The 20557-nt window shown below is 68.7% G+C and carries 20 protein-coding genes, 1 tRNA gene and 1 pseudogene; 7 read left to right on the plus strand and 15 right to left on the minus strand.

Annotated features, from left to right (window positions below):
• Window positions 1-11: 11 nt before the first annotated feature.
• Genes MO1_RS10935 through idi form a run of 7 tightly spaced genes read right to left on the minus strand, consistent with a single transcriptional unit; the run spans window position 12 to window position 5570 of the window.
• Window positions 12-884, minus strand: a complete 873-nt coding sequence (locus MO1_RS10935) for a prenyltransferase (protein WP_174520582.1) — start codon at window positions 882-884, stop codon at window positions 12-14.
• Window positions 884-1192, minus strand: a complete 309-nt coding sequence (locus MO1_RS10940; protein WP_060916040.1) for a lycopene cyclase domain-containing protein — start codon at window positions 1190-1192, stop codon at window positions 884-886. Before MO1_RS10940 ends, MO1_RS10935 begins: the two co-directional genes overlap by 1 nt.
• The gene (locus tag MO1_RS10945; RefSeq protein WP_060916041.1) at window positions 1189-1524 is read right to left on the minus strand and encodes a lycopene cyclase domain-containing protein; all 336 of its coding nucleotides are present in this window, start codon (window positions 1522-1524) and stop codon (window positions 1189-1191) included. Before MO1_RS10945 ends, MO1_RS10940 begins: the two co-directional genes overlap by 4 nt.
• A gap of 5 nt (window positions 1525-1529) precedes the next feature.
• Window positions 1530-3083 carry a phytoene desaturase family protein gene (gene crtI / locus MO1_RS10950; protein ID WP_060916042.1) on the minus strand — a complete coding sequence of 518 codons (1554 nt, stop codon included), beginning with the start codon at window positions 3081-3083 and terminating at the stop codon, window positions 1530-1532.
• A complete protein-coding gene (locus MO1_RS10955) occupies window positions 3080-3964 on the minus strand; it encodes a phytoene/squalene synthase family protein (protein WP_060916043.1) in 885 nt (294 codons plus the stop codon). Before MO1_RS10955 ends, crtI begins: the two co-directional genes overlap by 4 nt.
• Window positions 3961-5025, minus strand: a complete 1065-nt coding sequence (locus MO1_RS10960; RefSeq protein WP_036309399.1) for a polyprenyl synthetase family protein — start codon at window positions 5023-5025, stop codon at window positions 3961-3963. Before MO1_RS10960 ends, MO1_RS10955 begins: the two co-directional genes overlap by 4 nt.
• Window positions 5022-5570, minus strand: a complete 549-nt coding sequence (idi, locus tag MO1_RS10965) for an isopentenyl-diphosphate Delta-isomerase (protein ID WP_036309397.1) — start codon at window positions 5568-5570, stop codon at window positions 5022-5024. Before idi ends, MO1_RS10960 begins: the two co-directional genes overlap by 4 nt.
• A 191-nt stretch (window positions 5571-5761) precedes the next feature.
• Here idi and MO1_RS10970 point away from each other — a divergent pair, with 191 nt between their 5' ends.
• Window positions 5762-6118 (plus strand): MarR family winged helix-turn-helix transcriptional regulator, encoded by a 357-nt coding sequence (locus tag MO1_RS10970; protein WP_306307182.1) that lies wholly within the window; start codon window positions 5762-5764, stop codon window positions 6116-6118.
• A 55-nt stretch (window positions 6119-6173) separates the two neighbouring features.
• Here the strand turns inward: MO1_RS10970 and MO1_RS10975 are convergent.
• A tRNA-Met gene (locus MO1_RS10975) sits at window positions 6174-6247 on the minus strand.
• A gap of 80 nt (window positions 6248-6327) precedes the next feature.
• On the opposite strand from MO1_RS10975, the gene MO1_RS10980 reads away from it, so the two are divergent.
• Together MO1_RS10980 and MO1_RS10985 are read left to right on the plus strand one after the other, a co-directional pair.
• The gene (locus tag MO1_RS10980) at window positions 6328-6837 is read left to right on the plus strand and encodes a DUF6328 family protein (protein WP_036309395.1); all 510 of its coding nucleotides are present in this window, start codon (window positions 6328-6330) and stop codon (window positions 6835-6837) included.
• The gene (locus MO1_RS10985) at window positions 6834-7643 is read left to right on the plus strand and encodes a carbon-nitrogen hydrolase family protein (RefSeq protein ID WP_060916044.1); all 810 of its coding nucleotides are present in this window, start codon (window positions 6834-6836) and stop codon (window positions 7641-7643) included. The genes MO1_RS10980 and MO1_RS10985 overlap by 4 nt, the downstream gene beginning before the upstream one ends.
• A gap of 18 nt (window positions 7644-7661) precedes the next feature.
• Here the strand turns inward: MO1_RS10985 and MO1_RS10990 are convergent, their stop codons facing one another.
• The gene (locus MO1_RS10990) at window positions 7662-8870 is read right to left on the minus strand and encodes an aminotransferase class I/II-fold pyridoxal phosphate-dependent enzyme (RefSeq protein WP_060916056.1); all 1209 of its coding nucleotides are present in this window, start codon (window positions 8868-8870) and stop codon (window positions 7662-7664) included.
• Window positions 8871-9006: 136 nt separating this feature from the next.
• Here MO1_RS10990 and MO1_RS10995 point away from each other — a divergent pair, with 136 nt between their 5' ends.
• From MO1_RS10995 to MO1_RS11005, 3 genes are read left to right on the plus strand one after another with little or no spacing between them, the layout of a single operon-like run.
• Window positions 9007-10446, plus strand: a complete 1440-nt coding sequence (locus tag MO1_RS10995; RefSeq protein WP_036309392.1) for a S1C family serine protease — start codon at window positions 9007-9009, stop codon at window positions 10444-10446.
• A 53-nt stretch (window positions 10447-10499) separates the two neighbouring features.
• On the plus strand, window positions 10500-11744 hold the full coding sequence (locus MO1_RS11000) for a CDP-glycerol glycerophosphotransferase family protein (RefSeq protein WP_060916045.1): 1245 nt from the start codon (window positions 10500-10502) through the stop codon (window positions 11742-11744).
• The gene (locus MO1_RS11005) at window positions 11741-13186 is read left to right on the plus strand and encodes a CDP-glycerol glycerophosphotransferase family protein (RefSeq protein ID WP_060916046.1); all 1446 of its coding nucleotides are present in this window, start codon (window positions 11741-11743) and stop codon (window positions 13184-13186) included. The genes MO1_RS11000 and MO1_RS11005 overlap by 4 nt, the downstream gene beginning before the upstream one ends.
• Before the next feature lie 25 nt (window positions 13187-13211).
• Here MO1_RS11005 and MO1_RS11010 read toward each other — a convergent pair whose 3' ends face one another.
• From MO1_RS11010 to MO1_RS11035, 6 genes are all read right to left on the minus strand, one after another.
• Window positions 13212-14279, minus strand: a complete 1068-nt coding sequence (locus tag MO1_RS11010) for a glycosyltransferase family 2 protein (protein WP_060916047.1) — start codon at window positions 14277-14279, stop codon at window positions 13212-13214.
• Window positions 14276-16807, minus strand: coding sequence for a glycosyltransferase (locus tag MO1_RS11015; protein WP_060916048.1), 2532 nt, complete (start codon window positions 16805-16807; stop codon window positions 14276-14278). Before MO1_RS11015 ends, MO1_RS11010 begins: the two co-directional genes overlap by 4 nt.
• 30 nt (window positions 16808-16837) lie before the next feature.
• Entirely contained in the window at window positions 16838-17980 is a 1143-nt protein-coding gene (locus MO1_RS11020; RefSeq protein ID WP_036309383.1) for an acyltransferase family protein, read from the minus strand.
• Window positions 17981-18058: 78 nt separating this feature from the next.
• A complete protein-coding gene (locus tag MO1_RS11025; RefSeq protein ID WP_036309381.1) occupies window positions 18059-18283 on the minus strand; it encodes an SCO4848 family membrane protein in 225 nt (74 codons plus the stop codon).
• Window positions 18284-18292: 9 nt separating this feature from the next.
• Complete coding sequence (locus tag MO1_RS11030) at window positions 18293-19132, minus strand: hypothetical protein (protein ID WP_060916049.1); 840 nt, start codon at window positions 19130-19132, stop codon at window positions 18293-18295.
• Between the two features lie 40 nt (window positions 19133-19172).
• Window positions 19173-19862 (minus strand): phosphocholine cytidylyltransferase family protein, encoded by a 690-nt coding sequence (locus tag MO1_RS11035; RefSeq protein ID WP_076707710.1) that lies wholly within the window; start codon window positions 19860-19862, stop codon window positions 19173-19175.
• A gap of 182 nt (window positions 19863-20044) precedes the next feature.
• Here MO1_RS11035 and MO1_RS11040 point away from each other — a divergent pair.
• Window positions 20045-20557, plus strand: a pseudogene (locus MO1_RS11040) (hypothetical protein); the annotation flags it as partial.

The following is a 20557-nucleotide window of genomic DNA, read 5'->3' on the forward strand; positions in this document are numbered from 1 at the left end:
GTGGGGGCCGTTCACGACAGGAACAGCCCCCACCAGATCAGCAGCAGCGTGACCACGAAGCCGGCGAACTGGTTGAGCCAGAGGAACCGGTCCCATCCTCGGGTGGCGGTGGCGGCATCCGCGTCATCGACCGAACGGTACGGCCAGACCGTCGCGAGGTAGGGCAGCGCGACGATCGCGGCGAGGGGCCCCGGCCACGTGGTGGCGAGCATCGCCACGCCGGATGCCGCGTAGGCGACGAGCGAGAAGCGGACGGTCCACGCGGCCCCGCGTGCGGTGGCGATGGAGGAGATACCCGCCTCGCGATCCGCCACGACGTCCTGCACGGCACCGAAGGCGTGCGAGGCAATTCCCCAGAGCGCGAACGCCACGATGATCAGCACGAGCTGCGGCGTCCATGTCGCGCCCGTGAGGACGAGTGCGTACACCGCGGGGGAAAAGAAATGGATGCTGCTCGTCACCGAGTCGGCGAACGGACGCTCCTTGAACCTCAGTGGCGGCGCGCTGTAAAAGACGACGGCGAACAGGCTGAAGGCCAGGACGAGCCAAGATGCGGGCGGACCGGCGACGACGAGATAGACGACGAACGGCGCGCACAGCAGACCGGACGCCCACAGCGTCGGCGCGTGCAGACTCTTGTCGAGGATCGCGCCGTGTGCGCCGCCCTTTCGGGGGTTCCGGAGATCCGACTCGTAGTCGAAGACGTCGTTGATCCCATACATCGCGACGTTGTACGGGACGAGGAAGAACAGCGTGCCGAGAACGAGCATGAGGTCTATCTCGCGGGTGCTCATCAGGTAGGCCGCCGCGAACGGGTAGGCGGTGTTGATCCAGCTCACCGGGCGCGACGACACGAAGAGCTGGCGGGCGAAGCGAAGGGGCATCACCGGGCATCCCTCCGTTCCGGCAGGAGCGCCGCGATCGACGGCAGCAGGAAGGCGATGCAGACCGGGTAGGCGAAGTCTTCGATCGGCGCGAGGCCGATCCGGATTCCGCTGATGTGCTCGGCAGGGTAGGTGAAGAGGTCGGCGGCGATCATCGCATTGTCGAAGACGGCCGTCAGGACGACGAGGACCACGGTGGTCCACAGCGACGCCACGAGCCGCTCGCGGGCACGCGGTCGGCGCGTCGCCAGGACGGTCACGATGACGGTGACGAGGACGAACGGGATGAGGATCAGCGGATAGGTCATGCTGCCTCCTGCCGCCGGCTCCGACGCTTCCGCAGGCGCACGACGATCGCGTGGACGACGAGCGTGAGGTGGCAGAGGAAGGCGAGGAAGACGGGCTCTTCGAGGGGCAGGTGCGGTGCCAGATCGATCCCCAGCAGCAGCGGGCTGTCACCGCGGACGAAGACGCCCGTCGCGATCCCCACGAGATCCCAGACGAGGAGGAACGCCGTTCCGGATGCGATGAGCAACAGGGCGCGTCCGGGCGCGACGGCGAGGGCGAGTCGATGACGCACATCGATCAGGATGACGCCCAGAACCGAGACAAGGAGGGCGCCCAGGTAGAGCCCCGGCACCTCCGTCAGTGCTCCGACGCGAGGGGCGCGGGCAACCGTCCGGTCGAGATGTCGCCGTCGAGGAGTTTCACCACGAGCTCGGCCGAGATCAGACACATGGGCAGGCCTACGCCGGGGAGCACGGTCTGTCCGGCGTAGAGCAGGTTGTCGACCTTGGAGCGGAGCCCCGGACGGAACATCGCGGATTGTCCGAGGGTGTGCGCGAGGCCGAGAGCGCCGCCGCGGAACGAGCCGAAGTCCTGAGCAAAGTCACCGGGGGAGATGGTCCGTCGAACTCGCACGCGATCGGCCAGGTCGGCGACGCCGGTCCAGGAGGCGATCTGCGCGATGACCGCGTCGGCGGCTGCCTCGATCGCCGCGTCGCCGGCTCCGTCCACGCCACCACGCCCGAGTTCCGGGTCGGCCGGCATCGGGACGAGCACGAACAGGTTCTCGTGGCCGGCGGGCGCGACGTCGTCATCGGTGGCGCTGGGGCGGCACACGTAGAGCGAGGCGGGGTCGGGCAGGGTGCCCGCGCCGTCCTCCCCGAAGATGGCCTCGAAGTTTGCCTTCCAGTCCTTGGTGAAGAGCAGGGTGTGGTGCTCGAGTTCCGGCAGTTCCCCTTCCACGCCGAGGAGGATGAGCAGCGCACCGAACGACGGCACGCGCTTGTCCCACCAGGCGTCCGCGCGCGAGCGCAGCTCCGGCTCGAGCAGCACGGTCTCGGTGTGGTGCATGTCGGCCGTCGAGATGACGTGGTCGGCCTCGATCCGGGTGCCGTCGGCCAAACGGATGCCGGTGGCCGTGCCCCCGACGGTGATGATCCGCTCGACGGGGCTGCTCGTGCGGATCTCGGCGCCGCGTTCCTCGGCGAGGCGCGCGATCGCGCGGATGATCTGCACGAACCCCCCGCGCGGATACAGAACGCCGTCGTCGAGGTCGAGGTGGCTCATGAGGTGGTACAGGCTCGGGGAGTCGTAGGGCGAGCCGCCGAGGAAGACCGCCGGGTAGCCGAGGACCTGCTGCAGGACGGGGTCCGAGAAGCGCTTCTCGACATGTGTGGAAAGCGGGCGGAGCAGCAGCGGCAGGAGAGTTCCCAGCTTGCCGAGGACGTCGGGGTGCGCGAGGCCTTTCAGCGAGACGTACGGGTCGTAGAGGAAGCGAGAGACGGCCAGGTCGTAGATCTCGCCGGCCGAGTCGAGGTAGGTGGCCAGCTTCGCACCGGCACCGGCTTCGCGCGCCTCGAACGCCGCGACGGCGGCATCCCGTCCCGAGACGACATCGAAGGGCTCGCTCTCGCCCTCGTGGTACACGCGGTAGGCGGGATCCAGTCGAACGAGGTCGAGCTGCTCGGCGGCCGTGGTGCCGAGCAGGGCGAAGAAGTGATCGAAGACCTCGGGCATGAGGTACCAGCTGGGGCCCGTGTCGAAACGGAATCCGTCCTTCTCCCAGGTGCCCGCTCGTCCGCCGACGTCGTCGAGCGCCTCGAAGACGGTGACCTCGTCGCCTCGATCGGCGAGGAGGGCGGCGGTGGCGAGACCGGTGATGCCGCCTCCGATGATGGCGATGCGGCGGGTCATGCGGGGGGCCTCCGGGAGGGTGGGGTTCGTCGGGGGGAGAAGGGAGCGCGATGCGCCACGGCGGCGCGGACGGCGATGGCGGCCTTCATCGGGTTCGGGACGCGGACCCGGGTGGTGAGGTCCTCGGTGTGATGGAGCTTGGCGGCCAGCGACGCGAAGAGGCCGTGAGCGGTCGCGACCGCGACGCGGCAGTCCGCGGGGAGGAGCGGGATGGTGGCGGCTGCGGCATCCAGATCGGCATCGATGCGGGCGAGGACTTCCTCGCGTCGCGTGTCGGCGGCACCGACACCGAGGTAGTCGCGGCCCAGTCGCCCGGAATCGTCGGCGTGGTCGCGGAGGAAGTTGATGTCCTGGAACGCAGCGCCCAGGCGCCGCGCGCCCGACACGAGCGCGGGGGCGGGGTCACGCGGCGACGGTGCGCCCGCGTTCACGAAGACCTGCAAGCACATGAGGCCGACGACCTCGGCCGACCCGTAGACATAGTCGTCGTGCGAGGCGTCGTCATGTTCCGCCGTGTCGAGGTCGGTTCTCATGGAGTCGAAGAACGGCTCGATGTGGACACGCCCGATGCCGCACTCGCGGGCCGTCCGCGCGAAGGCGTGGACGATGAGGTTCGCGCTGAAGCCCCGCTCGATCGCGGCGTACGTCTCCGTCTCCAGGGCGTCGAGGACGCTGCGCTGTTCATCCAGCGGGACGCCGGCGGCTTCAGCCGCACCGTCGACGATCTCATCGGCCACGCGGACCAGGGCGTAGACGTTTCGGACATGCCTCCGTACGCGGGATCCAAGCAGATTCGTGGCGAGCCCGAAGGACGTCGAGTAGGCGCGGATGACGGATGCCGCGGCGGCAGCGGCGGTCTCGTCGTAGAGCGTGTCGGTCATCGGGGGATGCGATCCTCCACCGCGGATGCGAGCGTGGCGAGCAGGACGACCGCATCGCGGGGAAGAGCGGCGTCCGCGGCGTGCCCGCGGGCGGAGCGAAGCGTGTCCGTGATCATCTCGACCGCGCGCTCGCGAGCCCCGCTGGCGGCGAGTTCCCGCTGCGCGTGCGCGATCGCGATCGGTCCCGTCGGCGCCATGGCGAGTGCCGAGGCGATCCGGGGCCAGTACTCGGTCTCGGCGGCCATCGCGATGAGCGGCGTCCGCTTGGATGCGCGGAGGTCGGCGCCCGGTTCGCGTCCGGCCTCGGCCCGGGAGCCGAACGTGCCGATCAGGTCGTCTGCGAGCTGGAAGGCCACCCCGATGGCGGAGCCCGCCGATTCGAGGGCGGCGCGTTCGTCGTCACTCGCTCCGGCGAGAAGCGCTCCTGCCGCGAGCGGCGCCTGGAAGGAGTAGAACGCCGTCTTGTCCCGCGCCGTGCGGATGAGTGAATCCGTCGGGGGTAGGTCAGCACCGATCGTCTGCTCCACATCGGCGAGCTCCCCGGCGGCGGACACGAGCACAGCATCGTCCAGGAGGACGAACAGGGCCGCCCGCTGCGAGGCGGTCACGGGTGCCGTGGCGATCAGGCGCGTCGCCTCGAAGAGCAGAAGATCGCCGGCCAGCACGGCCGCGGCCGCGCCGAGCAGGTTCGCGTCGGCGGCATCCCCACCGCGCGCGAGGGCTCGTTCGCGGAAACGTCCGACGACATTCGGGATGCCGCGACGCTCGATGTCGCCGTCGATCAAGTCGTCGTGCACCACGAACGCCGCGTGGAGGAGTTCGAACGCGGCGGCCACGCGCCAGAGACCGGGGGAGCGGCCGATATCGCCACCGAAGGCCTCGAAAGCGGCGACGACGAGAGCCGGCCGGAGTCGCTTGCCGCCCGTGGCCGATGCCACCGTGGCCTCACCGAGCGCGGCGGAAGCCTCGCCGAGCGCGGCCGAGCGGATGCGCAGGCGATCGAGTGCGACGTTCAGTGCGTCGTCGATCTCGTGGCGAGCGACCGCGGACAGGGCGATCACGAGGCTCTCCGGCGGGTTTCGGGCGCGACGAGGTCGAGCTGCTGAGCCTGCAGCACGAGCCAGGGGCTGAAGGCCCACGGCGTCGCGCGGATGGCGGCGGCGAGGTCGGCGGCGTCGACCCAGCGCGCCTCGGCGACCTCATCCGGGTTCAGCTGCGGCTCATCGTCGGTGTAGGCGACGTGGACGGGGCAGATCTCGTTCTCGACGATTCCCGATGCGTCGACCGCTCGGTAGCGGAACTGCGGCAGGGCGGGGGTGATGTCGCGGACCGTGAGCCCCACCTCGTGCGCGGCACGTCGGCGGACGGCGTCGAGCATCGACTCCCCGGGGGCGGGGTGCCCGCAGAACGAGTTGGTCCACACGCCCGGCCACGCTGCTTTGCTCAGGGCGCGGCGTGTCACCAGGATCTGCCCACGGTCGTTGTAGACGTGGCAGGAGAATGCGAGATGAAGCTCCGTGTCGATACCGTGGACACTTGCCTTCGGAGCCGTGCCGATTTCGCGTCCGTCATCGTCCAGCAGAACGACGTACTCGACCTCTGACACGTTTCCTCCGCACTTTGCTAGATTATCTAGCAATCAATCGTCATGTTACCTACCGACTGAGGAGGTGTCCAATAGTGGCGAAGCCATGGATTCCGAGCACAGAACGCGACGTCGTCGTGATGAGTGCACTGGAGGCTGTCCGCGCTTTTTCGGACTCCTTGGATCGAATGTACGCGGGTATGCGCGGTGACATGGACATGAACACGACGGACCTCGGCGCGCTCCGCATGCTCATCATCCGGGAGCAGCAGGGCGAGGTCGTCAAGCCCCACGACCTGGCGACCCATCTCGCGATCTCCACTGCCTCGACGACGAAGCTGCTCGACCGGTTGACCGTGGCGGGATACCTCACGCGCAAACCCCACCCGCACGATCGCCGGGCGCGGATCGTCATGCTGACGGAAGAGGCGCGCTCGACGTTTCGCCGTCACTTCGGAGAACGGTTGCGCAGAATGCGCGATGCGGCAGCGGCCTACTCGGATGAGGAACTGCGCACGATCATGCGCTTCCTCGCCGACATGGAGCGAGCCATGCTGCCGGAAGGGTGACCCCGATCACGAAGAAGGCGTCCCCTCCGGAGAGGGAACGCCTTCTTCTTTTTCGTTGCGGGGACAGGATTTGAACCTGCGACCTCTGGGTTATGAGCCCAGCGAGCTACCGAACTGCTCCACCCCGCGGCACAAGAGAAAACACTAGCACGCGTTTTCGGGGTACGCGAATCGGTGCCGGTTCGGGGTGCGACCGGCAGGATGTAACCATGCTTCCGAGCGACACCGATGCCACCGCAGACGCGCAGATCGACGGGCGTTCGGAGACCCGCGACGAGCGTGCCGATCGCAACTGGAACGAGGTTCTGCAGGAACTGCGAGTGCTGCAGACGGGGACGCAGATCCTGACCGGCTTCTTGCTCGCCCTGGCCTTCCAGCCCTCCTTCGCGGGCCTTGGGCCGTCGCAGCGAGTCGGCTACCTCGTCCTCGTGTCGCTTTCCGCTCTCAGCGCGGTGGTGGCGCTCGCTCCGGTCTCTGTGCACCGCATCCTGTTCGCCCGCCGCGCCAAGCCTGCGACCGTGCGGTTCGGACACCTGTGCATGATGGCGGCGCTCGTGCTGGTCTCCGCTCTGCTCGTGGGCGTCGTCTCGTTCGTGTTCGACGTTGTCGTGGGAGGTGCGGCATCCTGGGTGTCGGGTCTCTGCCTCGCACTCGTCATCACGGCGCTGTGGGTCGTCGTTCCCCTCCTCGCCCTCCGTCGTTCGGAAAGGACCTCATGACCGGGGCAACCATCGGCGTCGCGGTGGCGCAGTTCGCGCCCGCCGCCGACGAATCCGCCAATCTCGAGGTGATCGCGACCCTCGTCGCTCGTGCCCGGTCGCGGGGCGCGAAGGTCGTGCTGTTCCCCGAGTACTCGAGCTATTTCGTGGACCCTTTCGACGCATCGCTGGCGGAGCACGCGCAGGACCTCGACGGCCCGTTCGTGACCGCCCTCACCGCCCTGGCGTCCGAGCACGACGTGCACATCGTCGCCGGGCTCGTGGAACGAGCCGACACCAAGGGACACGTCCGGAACACCGTCGTGGCCGTGGATGCCGGGGGCGTCGTCGCGCGCTATCGCAAGCTCCACCTGTACGACGCGTTCGGGCAGCGTGAGTCGGATTGGGTGGAACCCGGAGCCCTGGAAGCGCCCCAGACCTTCGAGCTCGAGGGAATCCGCTTCGCTCTGATGACCTGTTACGACCTGCGATTCCCCGAGGTGTCGCGCGTCCTCGCCGACACGGGCGCCCACGTCATCCTCGTCGCGGCGGAGTGGGTGCGCGGCCCGCTCAAGGAAGACCACTGGCGGACCCTCCTGCACGCCCGTGCCATCGAGAACACGCTCTACGTCGCCGGGGCGGATCACCCGCCGCCGCTCGGCGTGGGGCACTCCGTCGTCGTCGATCCTCAGGGCGTCCCCGTCGTCTCCATCGGAACCTCCACCGACGTCGCCGTGGCCTTCGTCGATCCGGCGATCGTCGACCGCGTCCGGCGGGTGAACCCCGCGCTCGCGCTCCGGCGGTACTCCGTCACCCCGCGGGACTGAGGGTCGCGGACGCCACGTTCAGAGAGCGGATGCCGCGAGGCGCCGCGCGGCCTCCGCGATGACGTCCGTGCGCTTGCACGCGGCGAATCGCACGAGCGACGAGTACTGCGCGCGGTGCTCCGCCGTCACGAAGGCGGTCAGTGGGATCGCAGCCACCCCGACTCGTTCGGGCAGTGCTCGGCAGAAGTCCGACGCGTCCTCGCCCGGCGCCATCATCGGGCGCACATCCGCCACCGTGAAGTACGACCCGGCCGGGATGCTCACATCGAAGCCGGCGGCGGTGAGCCCGGCGCCGAGGAGGTCGCGGCGCTCCCGCTGGGTCGCCGCGAGGTCGTCGAAATACGTGTCGGGAAGACCCAGCCCGACGGCGATGGCCGGTTGGAACGGCGCACCGTTGACGTAGGTCAGGTACTGCTTGACCGCCAGGACGGCGTCGACGAGGTCGGCGGGGCCGCTGACCCAGCCGACCTTCCATCCCGTCGTGCGGAACGTCTTGCCCCCGGAGGAGATCGTCAGGGTCCTTCCGGCGGCACCCGGCAGAGTGGAGATCGGCGTGTGCGCCGCGCCCATCACCAGGTGCTCGTACACCTCGTCTGTGACGATGAGCGCGTCGTGTCGCTCAGCCAGGAGCACGATCTCCTGCCGGACGTCGGCGGTGAACATCGTGCCGGTGGGATTGTGCGGATCGTTCACCAGGATGATCCGGGTGCGGTCGGAGACGGCGGCGCGCAGGTCGTCGAGATCGGGCTCGAGTGCAGGCCAGCGCAGAGGAACCGGGACCAGTCGGGCGCCGGCGAGGGCGATCGCCGCGGCATAGGAGTCGTAGTACGGCTCGAACACCACGACCTCGTCCTCAGGGCCGTCGAGGAGAGCGAGCAGAGCCGCGGTCAGGGCTTCGGTCGCCCCTGCGGTCACGAGGATCTCGCGCTCCGGATCGAGGTCGATGCCGTAGAAGCGATGCTGGTGGTCGGCGATGGCGTCTCGCAGCACCGGCATCCCTCGTCCCGGCGGGTATTGGTTCACGCCGGAGCGGATCGCCTCGGTCGCGGCGTCGAGGACCTCGATGGGCCCGTCCTCGTCGGGGAATCCCTGTCCGAGGTTCACGGCGTCGTGACGGACCGCGGCCGCCGTGATCTCGGCGAAGATCGTGGGCGCGAGCGCGCCGTCGGGGGAGAGGAGGCCCGCTCCGCGGGCGGCGCGTTGCCAGGCGCCGGAGATATGCAGCACGCGCTCAGCGTATCGCCGGTCTGCGTCGGGACGGCCCGGAGAGTCATCCACTCCCATAGGGTGATCGGAGGGTCGGCATAGCTGGTCCACAGACTCCGGGAGCACTCTGAAGACGCCTCGGAAAAGGAGCAGTCCCATGAGCGAATCGAACATCCCAGACCCGAACGCGTCTGACGCGAACACGCCTCCGCGTCCGCCGCTGCCGGACTCCGGCGCCACCGGCCACGCCGGCGTCGCTGCCGCGCAGCCGTCCGCTCAGGGCTGGTATGCGCAGGCACCCCAGCCGCACGGCCAGCACGCCCCCGGCGCCGCATTCTCGTCACAGCCCGCCGGTCCTTCCGGCGACGCCGGCCACGGCCGGACGCACGAAGCCAAGGTCGGGTCGGGCAAGATCGTCGCCGTTCTCGTCGCCGCCGCCATCGTCGGCGCGGTCTCGGGTCTCGGCGGTGCGGCGATCGGCAACGACGTGTTCCAGCCGAGCAGCTCCGCAGCCGTCTCGAGCGGTCCGACGCAGGTCACGGTCAACGACCCGGATCAGGTCAACCAGACCACCGGCATCGCGGCCAAGACCCTGCCGAGCGTCGTGACAATCAGCGCGACCTCGTCCACCGGCGGTGGCACGGGTTCCGGCGTCGTCCTCAGCCAGGACGGTTACGTCGTCACGAACACCCACGTCGTCACCCTCGACGGCGCCAGCTCGAACGTCGCCCTCCGCGTCACGACATCGGACGGACGCGTCTTCGACGCGAAGGTCGTCGGCACCGACCCGATCTACGATCTCGCCGTCATCAAACTGACCGATGCCAGCGGGCTCACACCGATCGACTTCGCCGATTCCAGCACGCTCAACGTCGGCGACACGACGGTCGCCGTCGGTGCCCCCCTCGGGCTGTCGAACACCGTGACCACGGGTATCGTCAGCGCGCTCAACCGTTCCATCCAGATCGCTTCCTCGGCGGTCCCGGACTCCGGCGAGCAGGAGCAGGAGCAAGGCCAGAACGGTCAGTCGCCCTTCCAGTTCGACTTCGGCCAGGGCCAGCAGCAGGGCAATAACTCCGCGGGAACGATCTCGATCGCCGTCATCCAGACGGATGCCGCCATCAACCCCGGTAACTCCGGTGGCGCGCTCGTCGACGACGAGGGCAACCTCATCGGAATCAACGTCGCCATTGCGACCGCTGGCGGCGGGTCCTCCTCCTCGAGCGAGGCCGGTTCGATCGGCGTCGGATTCTCGATCCCGTCGAACGTCGTCAAGCGCGTGGCCGACGATCTGATCAAGAACGGGTCTGCAAGCCACGGCCTGCTGGGTGCCATGGTCGGCAACTCCGCCGACGCGAAGGACAGCACCGTTGCCGGAGCGCTGATCAGCGAGGTCACCCGCGGGGGAGCTGCGGCGGCCGCTGGTCTCAAGGCCGGCGACATCGTGACCGAGTTCAACGGCGTGCCGGTGCGTGACGCCACCGACCTCACGGCGCAGGTCCGCGCGCTGGCCGGCGGGGCTGACGCGAGCGTCTCCTACGTCCGCGACGGCAAGACGCAGACCGCCGACGTCACGCTCGGGGAGCTCACCGACTGACCGCTCCGCCGGACGCTCCGAGCCACGACCCCACCCCGCGATAGGCTCGCGGGATGGGGTCGTTCTCGTTCTCGTCGGGCAACGGCGCGCAGGTCGTGAGGCTCCCTCTCCATGTGCTGGGTCTCGTCGCCACCCGCCTCGTCCCGCGGTCGAAGGATCTGTGGGTCTTCGGCTCTGCGGTCGGAGTCGGCGAGGGCGCCTGGGCGCTCTGGCACGTGGCGGTCGCGCACGGTGAACGCGCTGTGTGGCTGACCGGCTCGCAGAGGGATGCAGATGCGGCCCGATCCGCCGGCATCCGGTCCGCCCCGAAGCGCAGTCTGCGCGGCTTCTGGCTCACTGCTCGAGCACGAGTCGTGGTCATCACGCACGGGGCCGGCGACGTCAACCGCTACGCGACGTCCGGCGCGTTCCTCGTGCAGCTGTGGCACGGCATCCCCCTCAAGCGGCTCGGGCTCGATTCTCCCGTCACGGCGAGAGCCCCCCTTCCGCTGCCCGGTCTCGCGCGCCTTCTCGCATACGCCTATGCACGTACGCAGCGCCGCATCCGCCTTCTGCCCGCGGCTTCCCACCTCGTTCGGGGCCGGCTCGAATCGGCGTTCGGTCTCGGCCACGATCGGATCGTGGTGACGGGCGAACCTCGGGTCGACGTCCTGTCGGCGGGGCCGACGGAATCCGAGGCCCGTGCCGTCGTGGAATCCCTCGTGGGATCCGTTGCGGGGGCGCGACTCGTCCTGTACGCGCCGACCTGGCGTGACGGCGACCGCGACCCTGCCGTGCCGACGGCAGCGGAGTGGACCGCCATCCGTGTCGGGCTCGAGGAGGCGGGTGCGGTCCTCGTCATCCGTTCGCACCCGCTGGGAGCCGGGGACTACGTGCCGCCGTCGGGTGACGATCGCATCCGCCTGCTGGGAGCGGACCTGCTTCCCGACGTCACCCCGGTTCTCCCGGCCTTCGAGGTCCTCGTGACGGACTATTCGTCCCTCGTCTTCGACACCGCCCTCATCCCGTTGCCCGTGGTGTACTTCGCCCCGGACGAGGAGAAGTACACGGCGGAACGCGGCTTCTACGGGCGGTACCGCGACGTCGCCGGTCTCGACGTGGCCCGCGATTGGCGCGGTGTGATGCAGCAGCTCGACCAGGTACTCGGCGCTGAGTCCGAGTACGCGCGTCGTGTGGAGCGCGCGAAGGAGCTGAGCCGTCGGGTCCATGCGTTCCGTGACGGACGCAACGCCGAACGGGTGTACCGCGCGATCCGCCGCGGGCTCGACGCCTCCCGATCGACGAGGGGAAGACAATGATCCGCGCGACCCTGGGACCGCACGATGAGCTCGTCCTCGACGGAACGGGGACCCCGCCTGAGACGGTTCGCGTCGTCGGCGCCCGGGCGCGATCCGAGGCTTCCCTCGCGGCAACGGATGCCGGGTGGCGAGCCGCCCTCCCGCTCCGGGTCTCCCGCTGGGGTGGTCCGGTGCTCGCCGTGCCGAGCGGTGACTACCGCGTGGAGGTCGATGGACGCAAGCTCGAGGCGGGAGAGATCACCGCGCTGCCGCGCGCGCTCGGCGAGTCTCTCGCGGTCGAGGTCGCGGACAGCCGGGTCGTCGTCGGGGCCCCGCTGTCCGACGTCGAGGCGACGCCAGCCGGACAGGACGCCCTTCGGCGGGCGTACGCCGAAGAGGCGGACGAGCTCGAGAACGCCGTCTTCTTCGAGAGCTTCTACGGGCGGAACGCCAGCTGCAACCCGCGGGCGATCGACGCGGAGATCGCGCGTGTGGCGCCCGGGGCCACGCGATACTGGAGCGTCATCGACCGCTCGGTGGACGTGCCGGACGGTGCCATCGCGGTCGTCGAGGGCTCATCGCAGTGGTGGCGCGCGCGCGGCGTCTCGCGTCTGCTCGTGATCAACGACTGGCTCCGTCACCCGTTCGTCCGACGCCCGGGTCAGCGCATCCTCCAAACGTGGCACGGCACTCCGCTGAAGCGACTCGCGCTCGACCGCCCCGGGTTCGACCCGCGTCGAGCGCTGGCCGTCGTGCGTGAAAGTCGGCGGTGGGATGTGCTCCTCGCGCAAAACCCCTACGCCGCCCGCATCCTCTCCAAGGCCTACGCCTTCGGGAAGAAGCCGGTGTGGGTCGAGGGGTACCCGCGCAACGACGTCCTGGCGTCAGGCGACCGGGAGGCGATCCGTCGTGACCTCCGCCTGGGGTCGGATGAGCGAGTCCTGCTCTACGCGCCGACCTGGCGTGACGACCGCGAACAGATGGTGGACTTCCTCGATCTCGAGCGGCTGGCTGCGGACACCGGTGCGGTCCTGCTCGTGCGAGGCCATTCCCGCACGCTCCTGCCCGGTGCCGACACGACCGGCTCGCGCGTCATCGACGTCACGGGGTATCCCGACATCTCCGCGCTGCAGTTGGCGGCGGACGCTCTCATCACGGACTACTCCTCGGTCATGTTCGACTTCACCGCGACGGGCAAGCCGGTGTACTTCTTCGCTCCCGATCTCGACCACTATCGCGGCAAGTTGCGCGGCTTCTACTTCGACGTGGCTACCCGGGCCCCGGGCCCGATCACCTCGACGCAGGAGCAGCTCACCGCGGCCCTCGTCGATCCTGAGACACCTGCTCGTCACGCCGAGCGATACGCCTCATGGGTGGCTCGCTTCAATGCGCGCGACGACGGCCACGCTGCGGAGCGCGTCGTCGCCAGACTGCTCGATCAGGGAATGATCGCGCGAGATTAGCGCAGCGGCATCCCGTTCGTGGTCCTCACGGCAACGGGGTGTTGCGATCCAGCCGAGAGGTGTCGACGGTGTCTTTCGCGCCACGGAGCAGCCCGCGGAGGAAGCCCACTCCCCACGCCAGGTGCATCGTGGGGAGGACGACGACGAGCCACCCGCGTTCGCGAAGGGAGCGGCCCGCGGTCGCGCTGAACCCGAGAACGCAGATCACGTAGAGCGCGAGGGGAAGGTGCGCGAGCGACAGGACGGCGGAGACGATGCCGCTGACCAGTCCCGTGAGCTGCACCCCGCCGAGGACGACGCTCGCGATCACCGCCAGTACCAGGGCGGGAGGCGCGAAGAAGCGGAGTGAATTCTGACGACCGAACCGCCGGACCAGCTCGCCGCGCCACGTTCCGGTGGCGAAGAACTGGCGGGCCAGTCGCCTCCAGCTCTCCCGCGGCCAGTAGGTGACCGCGAGGCGCGGATCGAACCAGACGCGGTATCCGGCCTGCCGGATGCGGAGGTTCAACTCCCAATCCTCGCCACGACGGATGGTCTCGTCGAACAGGCCGACCTCTTCGAGAACCTCCCGACGCATCACCCCCAGGTAGGCGGACTCGGCCGGTCCCTCGGGGGCGCCGCCGTGGTACGCACCGCCGCCGAGGCCGACGGGGGAGTTGTACGCGATCGCGACCGCTCGCTGGAAGGGCGTCTGGCCGTCCGCCCGCATGACGCCGCCGACGTTGGCGGCCCGCACGCGGTCGAGGGTGGCGATCGCCTGACGGGTGTAGCCGGGGGCGAGTTCGGAGTGGGCGTCGACACGGACGATCGTCGGATGCCGGGCGCTCCGGATCGCCAAGTTCAACGCCACCGGGATGTCCGCCTGCGGATTGTCGACGAGGCGGATGCGAGGGTCGTCGTCGGCGAGTCGTCGAGCGAGCTCGGTCGTCCCGTCGCTCGAAGGGCCCAACGCGAGGACGAGCTCAGCGGGGCCGTCGACATCCTGCTGCAGCACCGTCTGGACCGCGCGTTCGAGGTAGTCGCGCTCGTTCAGCACGGGCATCACGAACGTGACCCCCGCGCCGTGCGCCGGCACCGGCGCGTCGACGCTCACCGCGCGCCAGGGGCTCGGCGGGCGGTGGTCTGCGAAAGGGTCGGAACGAGGGCGTCGAACTGCGTCAGGACTTCGGCCGTGTATGCCTCGACGTCGAGAGACGCGGGGGCGACACGTCCCCCGAGGAACGCGCCCATCCCTTCGGCCAGTGCTTCGTCGTTGCGCGCGACGATGTGCATGTCGTCGCCGGGAAGCGCGCCGCGAGCGGAGGCGAATGCTGTCGACACGATCGGTAGTTCGAGCTGCGCCGCTTCGATCAGCACCATCGGTTGGCCCTCGTAATCGCTGGAGAGCACGAAACAGTCGCAGCGTCGCATGATCGACACCGGATCGCGGAGCGGTCCGGTGAGGAAGACCCGCCCCGTCAGCCCCGCTTCGCGCACCTGCTGCTCGAGCGCGGCCTGCAGTGGGCCGCCTCCCACGATGAACAACTGCGTGTCGGGCTCCGTCACCGCGACCCGGGCGAAGGCACGGATCAGGCGAGCGTGATTCTTCTCCGTCGACAAGCGTCCGACGGTGATGAATCGGCGCAAGCCGGGGGCGTCGAGGGCAGCGGCGATCGTCTGGCTGCGGGCGGCGTCCTCGTCGGTGGACTCGTTCTCCTCTTCGCGTTCGTCCACCGGCGCGGCCGAGACGGCATCGGGAAGGTTCCGGAGCGTGACGAACCGGTCAGCGGGGGCGTACTCGGCGAGTTCCACGCGGTTGAGATCGGTGAGGGAGGGCGAGACGGACACGAGCTGGTCGTAGGCACGGTACATCGCGAATACGCGACCGAGCGAACGTCGGAACGCCTGCTTGCCGTTCACGGTGCGCGCGCGGTCAGCGGCCATCTCGTTGTGCAGCCAGATCACGCGCGTCGCGCGGGGCGAGTGGAGGAGCAAGTGCGCCCAGAACGGGCTGTAGCCGCTGAAGTCCGCGACCCAGTCGAACTTTGCCGTCCCGAAGATGCGGGTCCACTCGTCCTTCCACAGGGTGCGGTGGCCGAGTCGGCGGTGCGCGCGGAGCGGATCGGTGCTCACATCGGCCACGCGGCGGAGCGCCTGACGAGCCTTCAACCCGTTCATGCCGCCGATGCGGAACACCTGCCGGATGGTCGGATCGAGCCGTGATTGGTTGTGACGGGTCGTCGCACCCCGCGGGAAGGACATCAACGCGGTGACGTCGTAGCGGTCGGTGTCGAGCGAGTTCAGCAGGTTCACCGCTGCCGTCGTGATCCCGTTCAGGCGCATGCCGCCGAGGTAGAACAGCAGCCGTGTCCGGTCGTCGCGTCGCGCCGAGCGAACCCGTCGGTCGGTCGTGCGTCCTCGGAAGACGACATCGATGACCCGCGAAGTAGCCTGACCGTCGTCGAACGGGACGAAGCGCTCGACCCACTCCCCATAGCGCGAATGTGGGGCGGCATCCGGCGTCATCAGATCCGCGAGTGCCCGTCCGAGCTCTGCAGGATCGGTGTGAACGGGACCGGGGAGCTCGTCGAGGGGCATGTAGGTGCCACGTTCGGCGGAGTACGAGTCTCCGTCGGGCACCAGGAACCCGATGGGACGCCCGGTGGCGAGGTAGTCGAAGAAGATCGACGAGTAGTCGGTGATGAGAGCGTCCGCGAGCCCGAGAAGCACGTTCGTCGCTGTGGCGTTGGGAACGAGGAGACGCTTCAGTGCCGGGATGCCGCTGGCCGCCCGGTGGACGACCTGATGGGTCTTGAGGAGCACCACCGTGTCTTCGCCGACCTGTCGCTGAAGCGCGGCGAGCTGGTCGACGAGATGGGCGAGGTCAGCGTCGGGCGCCTGGAACGAGGTGCCACGCCACGTCGGCGCGAACAGGACGATGCGCTTGCCCGTCAGGGGTGTACCGAGGTGGGCACCGAGCTCGGTGATGCGCTCCGCACGCTCCGCGTCAGTCATCCACTGGCGATCGATGCGAGGGTACCCCTCCTCGATGATCGCGCCGCGGTACACGTTCCGCAGTTGATACGCATCCTCGTACATCGTCTCCGCCATGAACGGGTTGGCGGCCAGCAGATAGTCCGCGCTCAGGAGGTTCCGAAGGGTGTTGGCGGACTCCAGTGCCCCGCCGGGCATGTCGAAGCCCATGAGCTTGAGAGGCGTGCCGTGCCAGGTGTTCAGGTACACCTGACCGGAGCGCTTGCCGAACGCGGGCGGGAAAGTGGCGTTGTTGATCAGGTATCCGGCCGTCGACACCGCGCGCCAGTAGGCCGCGCTGCCACGCTTCACGACCACGACGTTGCGCCGGTCGGCGAACTCGGCGCGGACGGCTTCCGTGGCATCCGCATCGCTCATCGCCCAGACGTGGGTCAGATCGGCGAACTCCGGGTCGTCGAGGAGGGCGCGGAAGATCGCCTCGGGATTGCAGAGGGCACCGTTGCCGGCGAACGACTCGTAGACCACGGTGCGGGAGCGGATCGGAAGCGATCGTGCCCACGCGATCTGCTCAGAGGTCGGAATGCGCTTCGCCCGGGTGAGGGCCCAGCGAACGGCTCGGGTGACGGCGGGCGGAAGGGGCGAACGCATGGAGGGGGCTGTGCTCTCGTCGACGGCAGATCAGGGCGCGACTTCACCGGCCCGTCGACGCGCTCGCGCCGCAACAGCTCGGTGAACACGTCGTGCCGCTTTATGCATTCTAGCTTCGACTGCCTCGTAGAACCCCCAGGCGACGAGGAGGCTGATCGGGATGCCGAGGATGCCGACGAGCAACCAGGCCTCTGCGCCGAAAGCGAATGCGAGCGTCGCGAGCACCGGCACGTGGACGAGGTAGAGGCTGAACGAGATCTTTCCGAGCCACTGGATGGGCCGGGTCTCGAAGAGACGGATCGCCGGTCCCCAGGCGAGCGCGACGAGCACGATCCCCGCGGCTCCCGGCGCCGCGAACGCCCAGAGCACAGTGCTGAGGTCGGTGCCACTCGGAACGATCGGCCGTGCGAGCCAGCTCGCGATGAGCATGCAGACGCTCACCAGCGTGAACAGCGGCATGAACCAGCGGGGGCGGGGACGTTCGACCCAGGCGAGGAGGTCGGGCATCCGCGCAGCCATGATGGTCCCGACGATGAACACGGGGAAGTAGAGCAGCTCACTTTGCTCGAAGATGCGACCCGCAACGCTGAGCGCGCAGCAGAAGATCACTGCCGCCAACGCGTGCCGTCGCACCAGCAGCGCGAGCGCCGTCGCGAGCGGGAGGACGATGGAGTACAGCAGCTCCCAGTGCAAGGACCAGAGCGGGTTGTTCAGGGGGTACTGCCGAGGAACGAGCGACGCTTGCGCGAAGAACGAACCCACCGACACGCTCTCTGCGTGGGTCTCGGCCATCCACGAGCCCGCCGGCATCGCCGACCTGTCGCGGGGGACGAGCAGGATCAGAATCGCACTGAGCGCGAGCGAGGCGATGACGGGGCCGTACAAGCGGACGACGCGAGCTGACAGAAACCCCATCCAGGAGAAGTTCTCTCGGAAGACCGGGAGGACGACCACGAGTCCCGACAGGACGAAGAAGACGAGGACCGCTTCGTTGCCCGCCGTGAGGAGTTTGACGGGTGACTCCGAGATCACGGCCCAACTGACCGTGCCTTCCAGCAACGGCTCGGCGATCAGCAGCCAGTGATGCAGAAGCACGACGAGAGCGGCTACTCCGCGGAGCCCGTCGAGGCTCTGGATACGGCCGGGCGGCTGCTTCGGGGGAGTCGTGACCACTCGACAACGCTAGTCAGTGTTCACTCGGCATCCCCACCACTTGCGCTCGGGCCGGGGCGTGTGCAGGACGACGTCGCGTCAGCTCCAGGTGCCGGTGGCTGCGACGATTCCGGCGATGAGGGATGCCGCGGCGAGGGCGAGTGCCACGCCGATCAGGACGGTGTGGACGACGAGGAAGCGCGTCGGGCGGCCCTGCTCGTTGTGCGCGCGAGGATCCCGCGCCACCCGGCGGTAGAACGTCGGCCAGACGAGTGCATTGAAGACGGCGTTGAGGATCAGAAGGGTGACGAGAACGGGGAGCACCCGGCCACGCTACTCGCTGTGACCTGCCTCGATGCCGCGCGCGCGGCGTCCGAGGCGGCGTTTCCGTTGCGACCGCTTTTCGAGGTCGGACGTGCGAAGGGCGAGCTCCGTCGGGAAACCGACGGGCGGAGGCCCGAATGCCCGTCGTGCGCCGACGACCACCCGGCGGCCGAGGATGTGGTTGCCGCTTCCGCCGACGACAGCGCCGACCCCGAACGGAAGAGCGCGCCCGACGAGCGACACTCCGCCCTGTGCCGCGAAGCGGCGGACGAAAGCGCCCTTGAGGCGGTCGATGAGAGGACCCACCATCGCGCGCGGGAGCGACTTCGTGACGAGTTCTCCCCAGTACGCGTCGCGAGCCGGGCCGACGCCGCGCATTTGCCCGGCGAATTGGCTGACGAGGTCCACGCCCTCTTTACCGACCATCAGGGTGAGGACGAGGGCTCGAGCTCTGTCTGGATCGTTGACTTGGATGCCGTGCACTTCCGCCAGCGATTGCGTGAACAGAGCGGTCGCTTCGAGGAATCCGACGGTCTCGGCCCCGCTCAGCGCGAGAGTCACCGCGGTACCGACCCCGGGGACGACCGCCGTCGCACCCACAGCCGCGCCACCCGTGGTGACAGCGGCGAGATAGCGCCGCTCGAGGATCCGGCTGATGTCGGCGGGAGTGGCATCCGGATGCCGCGACCGGATCGCCCGCAGATGTGCGAGGACCGCCGGCCGCTGCACCGCGAGCACGCGGTCCAGGACGCGGATGAGCCACGGGTGCTCGGGCGAACCCACAGGGGGTAGTCCACCCACCCACGCAGCGTCATCCGGCAGCGAGTGGATGCGGGCGACGTTGGGCATGGAAGTTTCCGGGCCGCGGATAACCGCGGCCCGTGGTGGCTTAGACGTAGAGGTTCGCCCGATCGAGGTCTTCTGCGAAGTCCACCTCGACGGCGTACAGGTCGGAGATGTCGAGGGGACGAAGCTGGACGCCGTTCTCGGCAACGGCGAGTTCGAGGCCCCGCTCGAAGTAGTCCTGGTTGTCGACCTTGTTCAGCTGCGCGATGAGCGCGGGCTTGTCTGCGCGAGAGATGTAGTTGATCCCGACCGCTTCGCCGAGGCCGCCGACGACGGTCTTGGACAGTTCTGCGATGTCGCCCGCGGCATCCACCGTGTACTTCACCTCTTCGTCGCTCACCTTCGAGGTGTTGACGGTGATGAAGGACTGATCTGCTTCGATGAGGGCGAGGGCACGGCCCAGCACGCGAGGATCGAAGACGACGTCGCCGTTCATCCACAGCACGCCCGACTTGCCGGTGGCCTTCAGCGCGCGCAACAGGCTCTTCGACGTGTTGGTCTGGTCGTACCGGTCGTTGTAGACGTAATCGACGTCGGGGAACGCCTCGACGATGGTCTCGGCGCGGTAGCCGACGACCGTCGTGATGTGGGCACTCGGACCGAATGCCGCGTGGATGTTGTCGTGCTGCTGGCCCATGATGCTGCGGCCGTCGTTCAGTGTGGTCAGCGGTTTGGGCAGGCTGCGGCCAAGGCGCGAGCCCATACCGGCTGCGAGAATGACGATCTTGGTCACGTGGTGCTCCTGACGATGTGGTCCATGTCCGTTCATCGGAAAGACACATCTTCGTGCCTCGTCAATGATAGCCCTGGCACCTGAAAAGGCCCCGTATCCAGGTCCGACGTTGTGCATTCGTGACAACACTTCACGTTACGGGCACCCAGGGGGCGGCGATGTCGGCTTGGTAGGTTTGAGGGGTGACGCCTCCGAAGACACGACCGCCCCGCGACAAGGCGCCCGTGTCCAGCGCCGGTGGCGCGGTTCCGCCGCCCCCTCCTGTCCCCGCAGACGTCGTCGCTGCCGAGCTCGCTGCGCGAACTGCGGCCGACACGAGCTCGCCGAAGCCGGGTCCGCCGCCCAAGCCGGTCATCCCCGCCGCTGTCGCCGCAGCCCGCTTCGTCGAAGCCCCGACGGGCGACGACGATGCCGAGGTCGAAGCTGAAGCTGAAGCTGAAGCTGAAGCTGAGGCGATCGGTGAAACCGACCCCGTCGTCGAGGCTGAGCCGGTGCCCGCTGCAGAGCCAGCCGCAGAATTCGAACGGGTTGTCGTCGGGAACGCCGAACCGGAGACGCTCCCTGAGTCGGAGCCAATTGTTGAGCCCGAGCCCGAGCCCGAGCCCGAGTTCGAGTCGGTCGTCGAGTCCGGGTCTGAACCTGTTGCCGAAGCCGAGCCGATGCCCGTTGTCGACCCCGAGCCGGAAGTGGCTATC

Source organism: Microbacterium oleivorans NBRC 103075 (genome assembly GCF_001552475.1).
GTDB lineage: Bacteria > Actinomycetota > Actinomycetes > Actinomycetales > Microbacteriaceae > Microbacterium > Microbacterium oleivorans.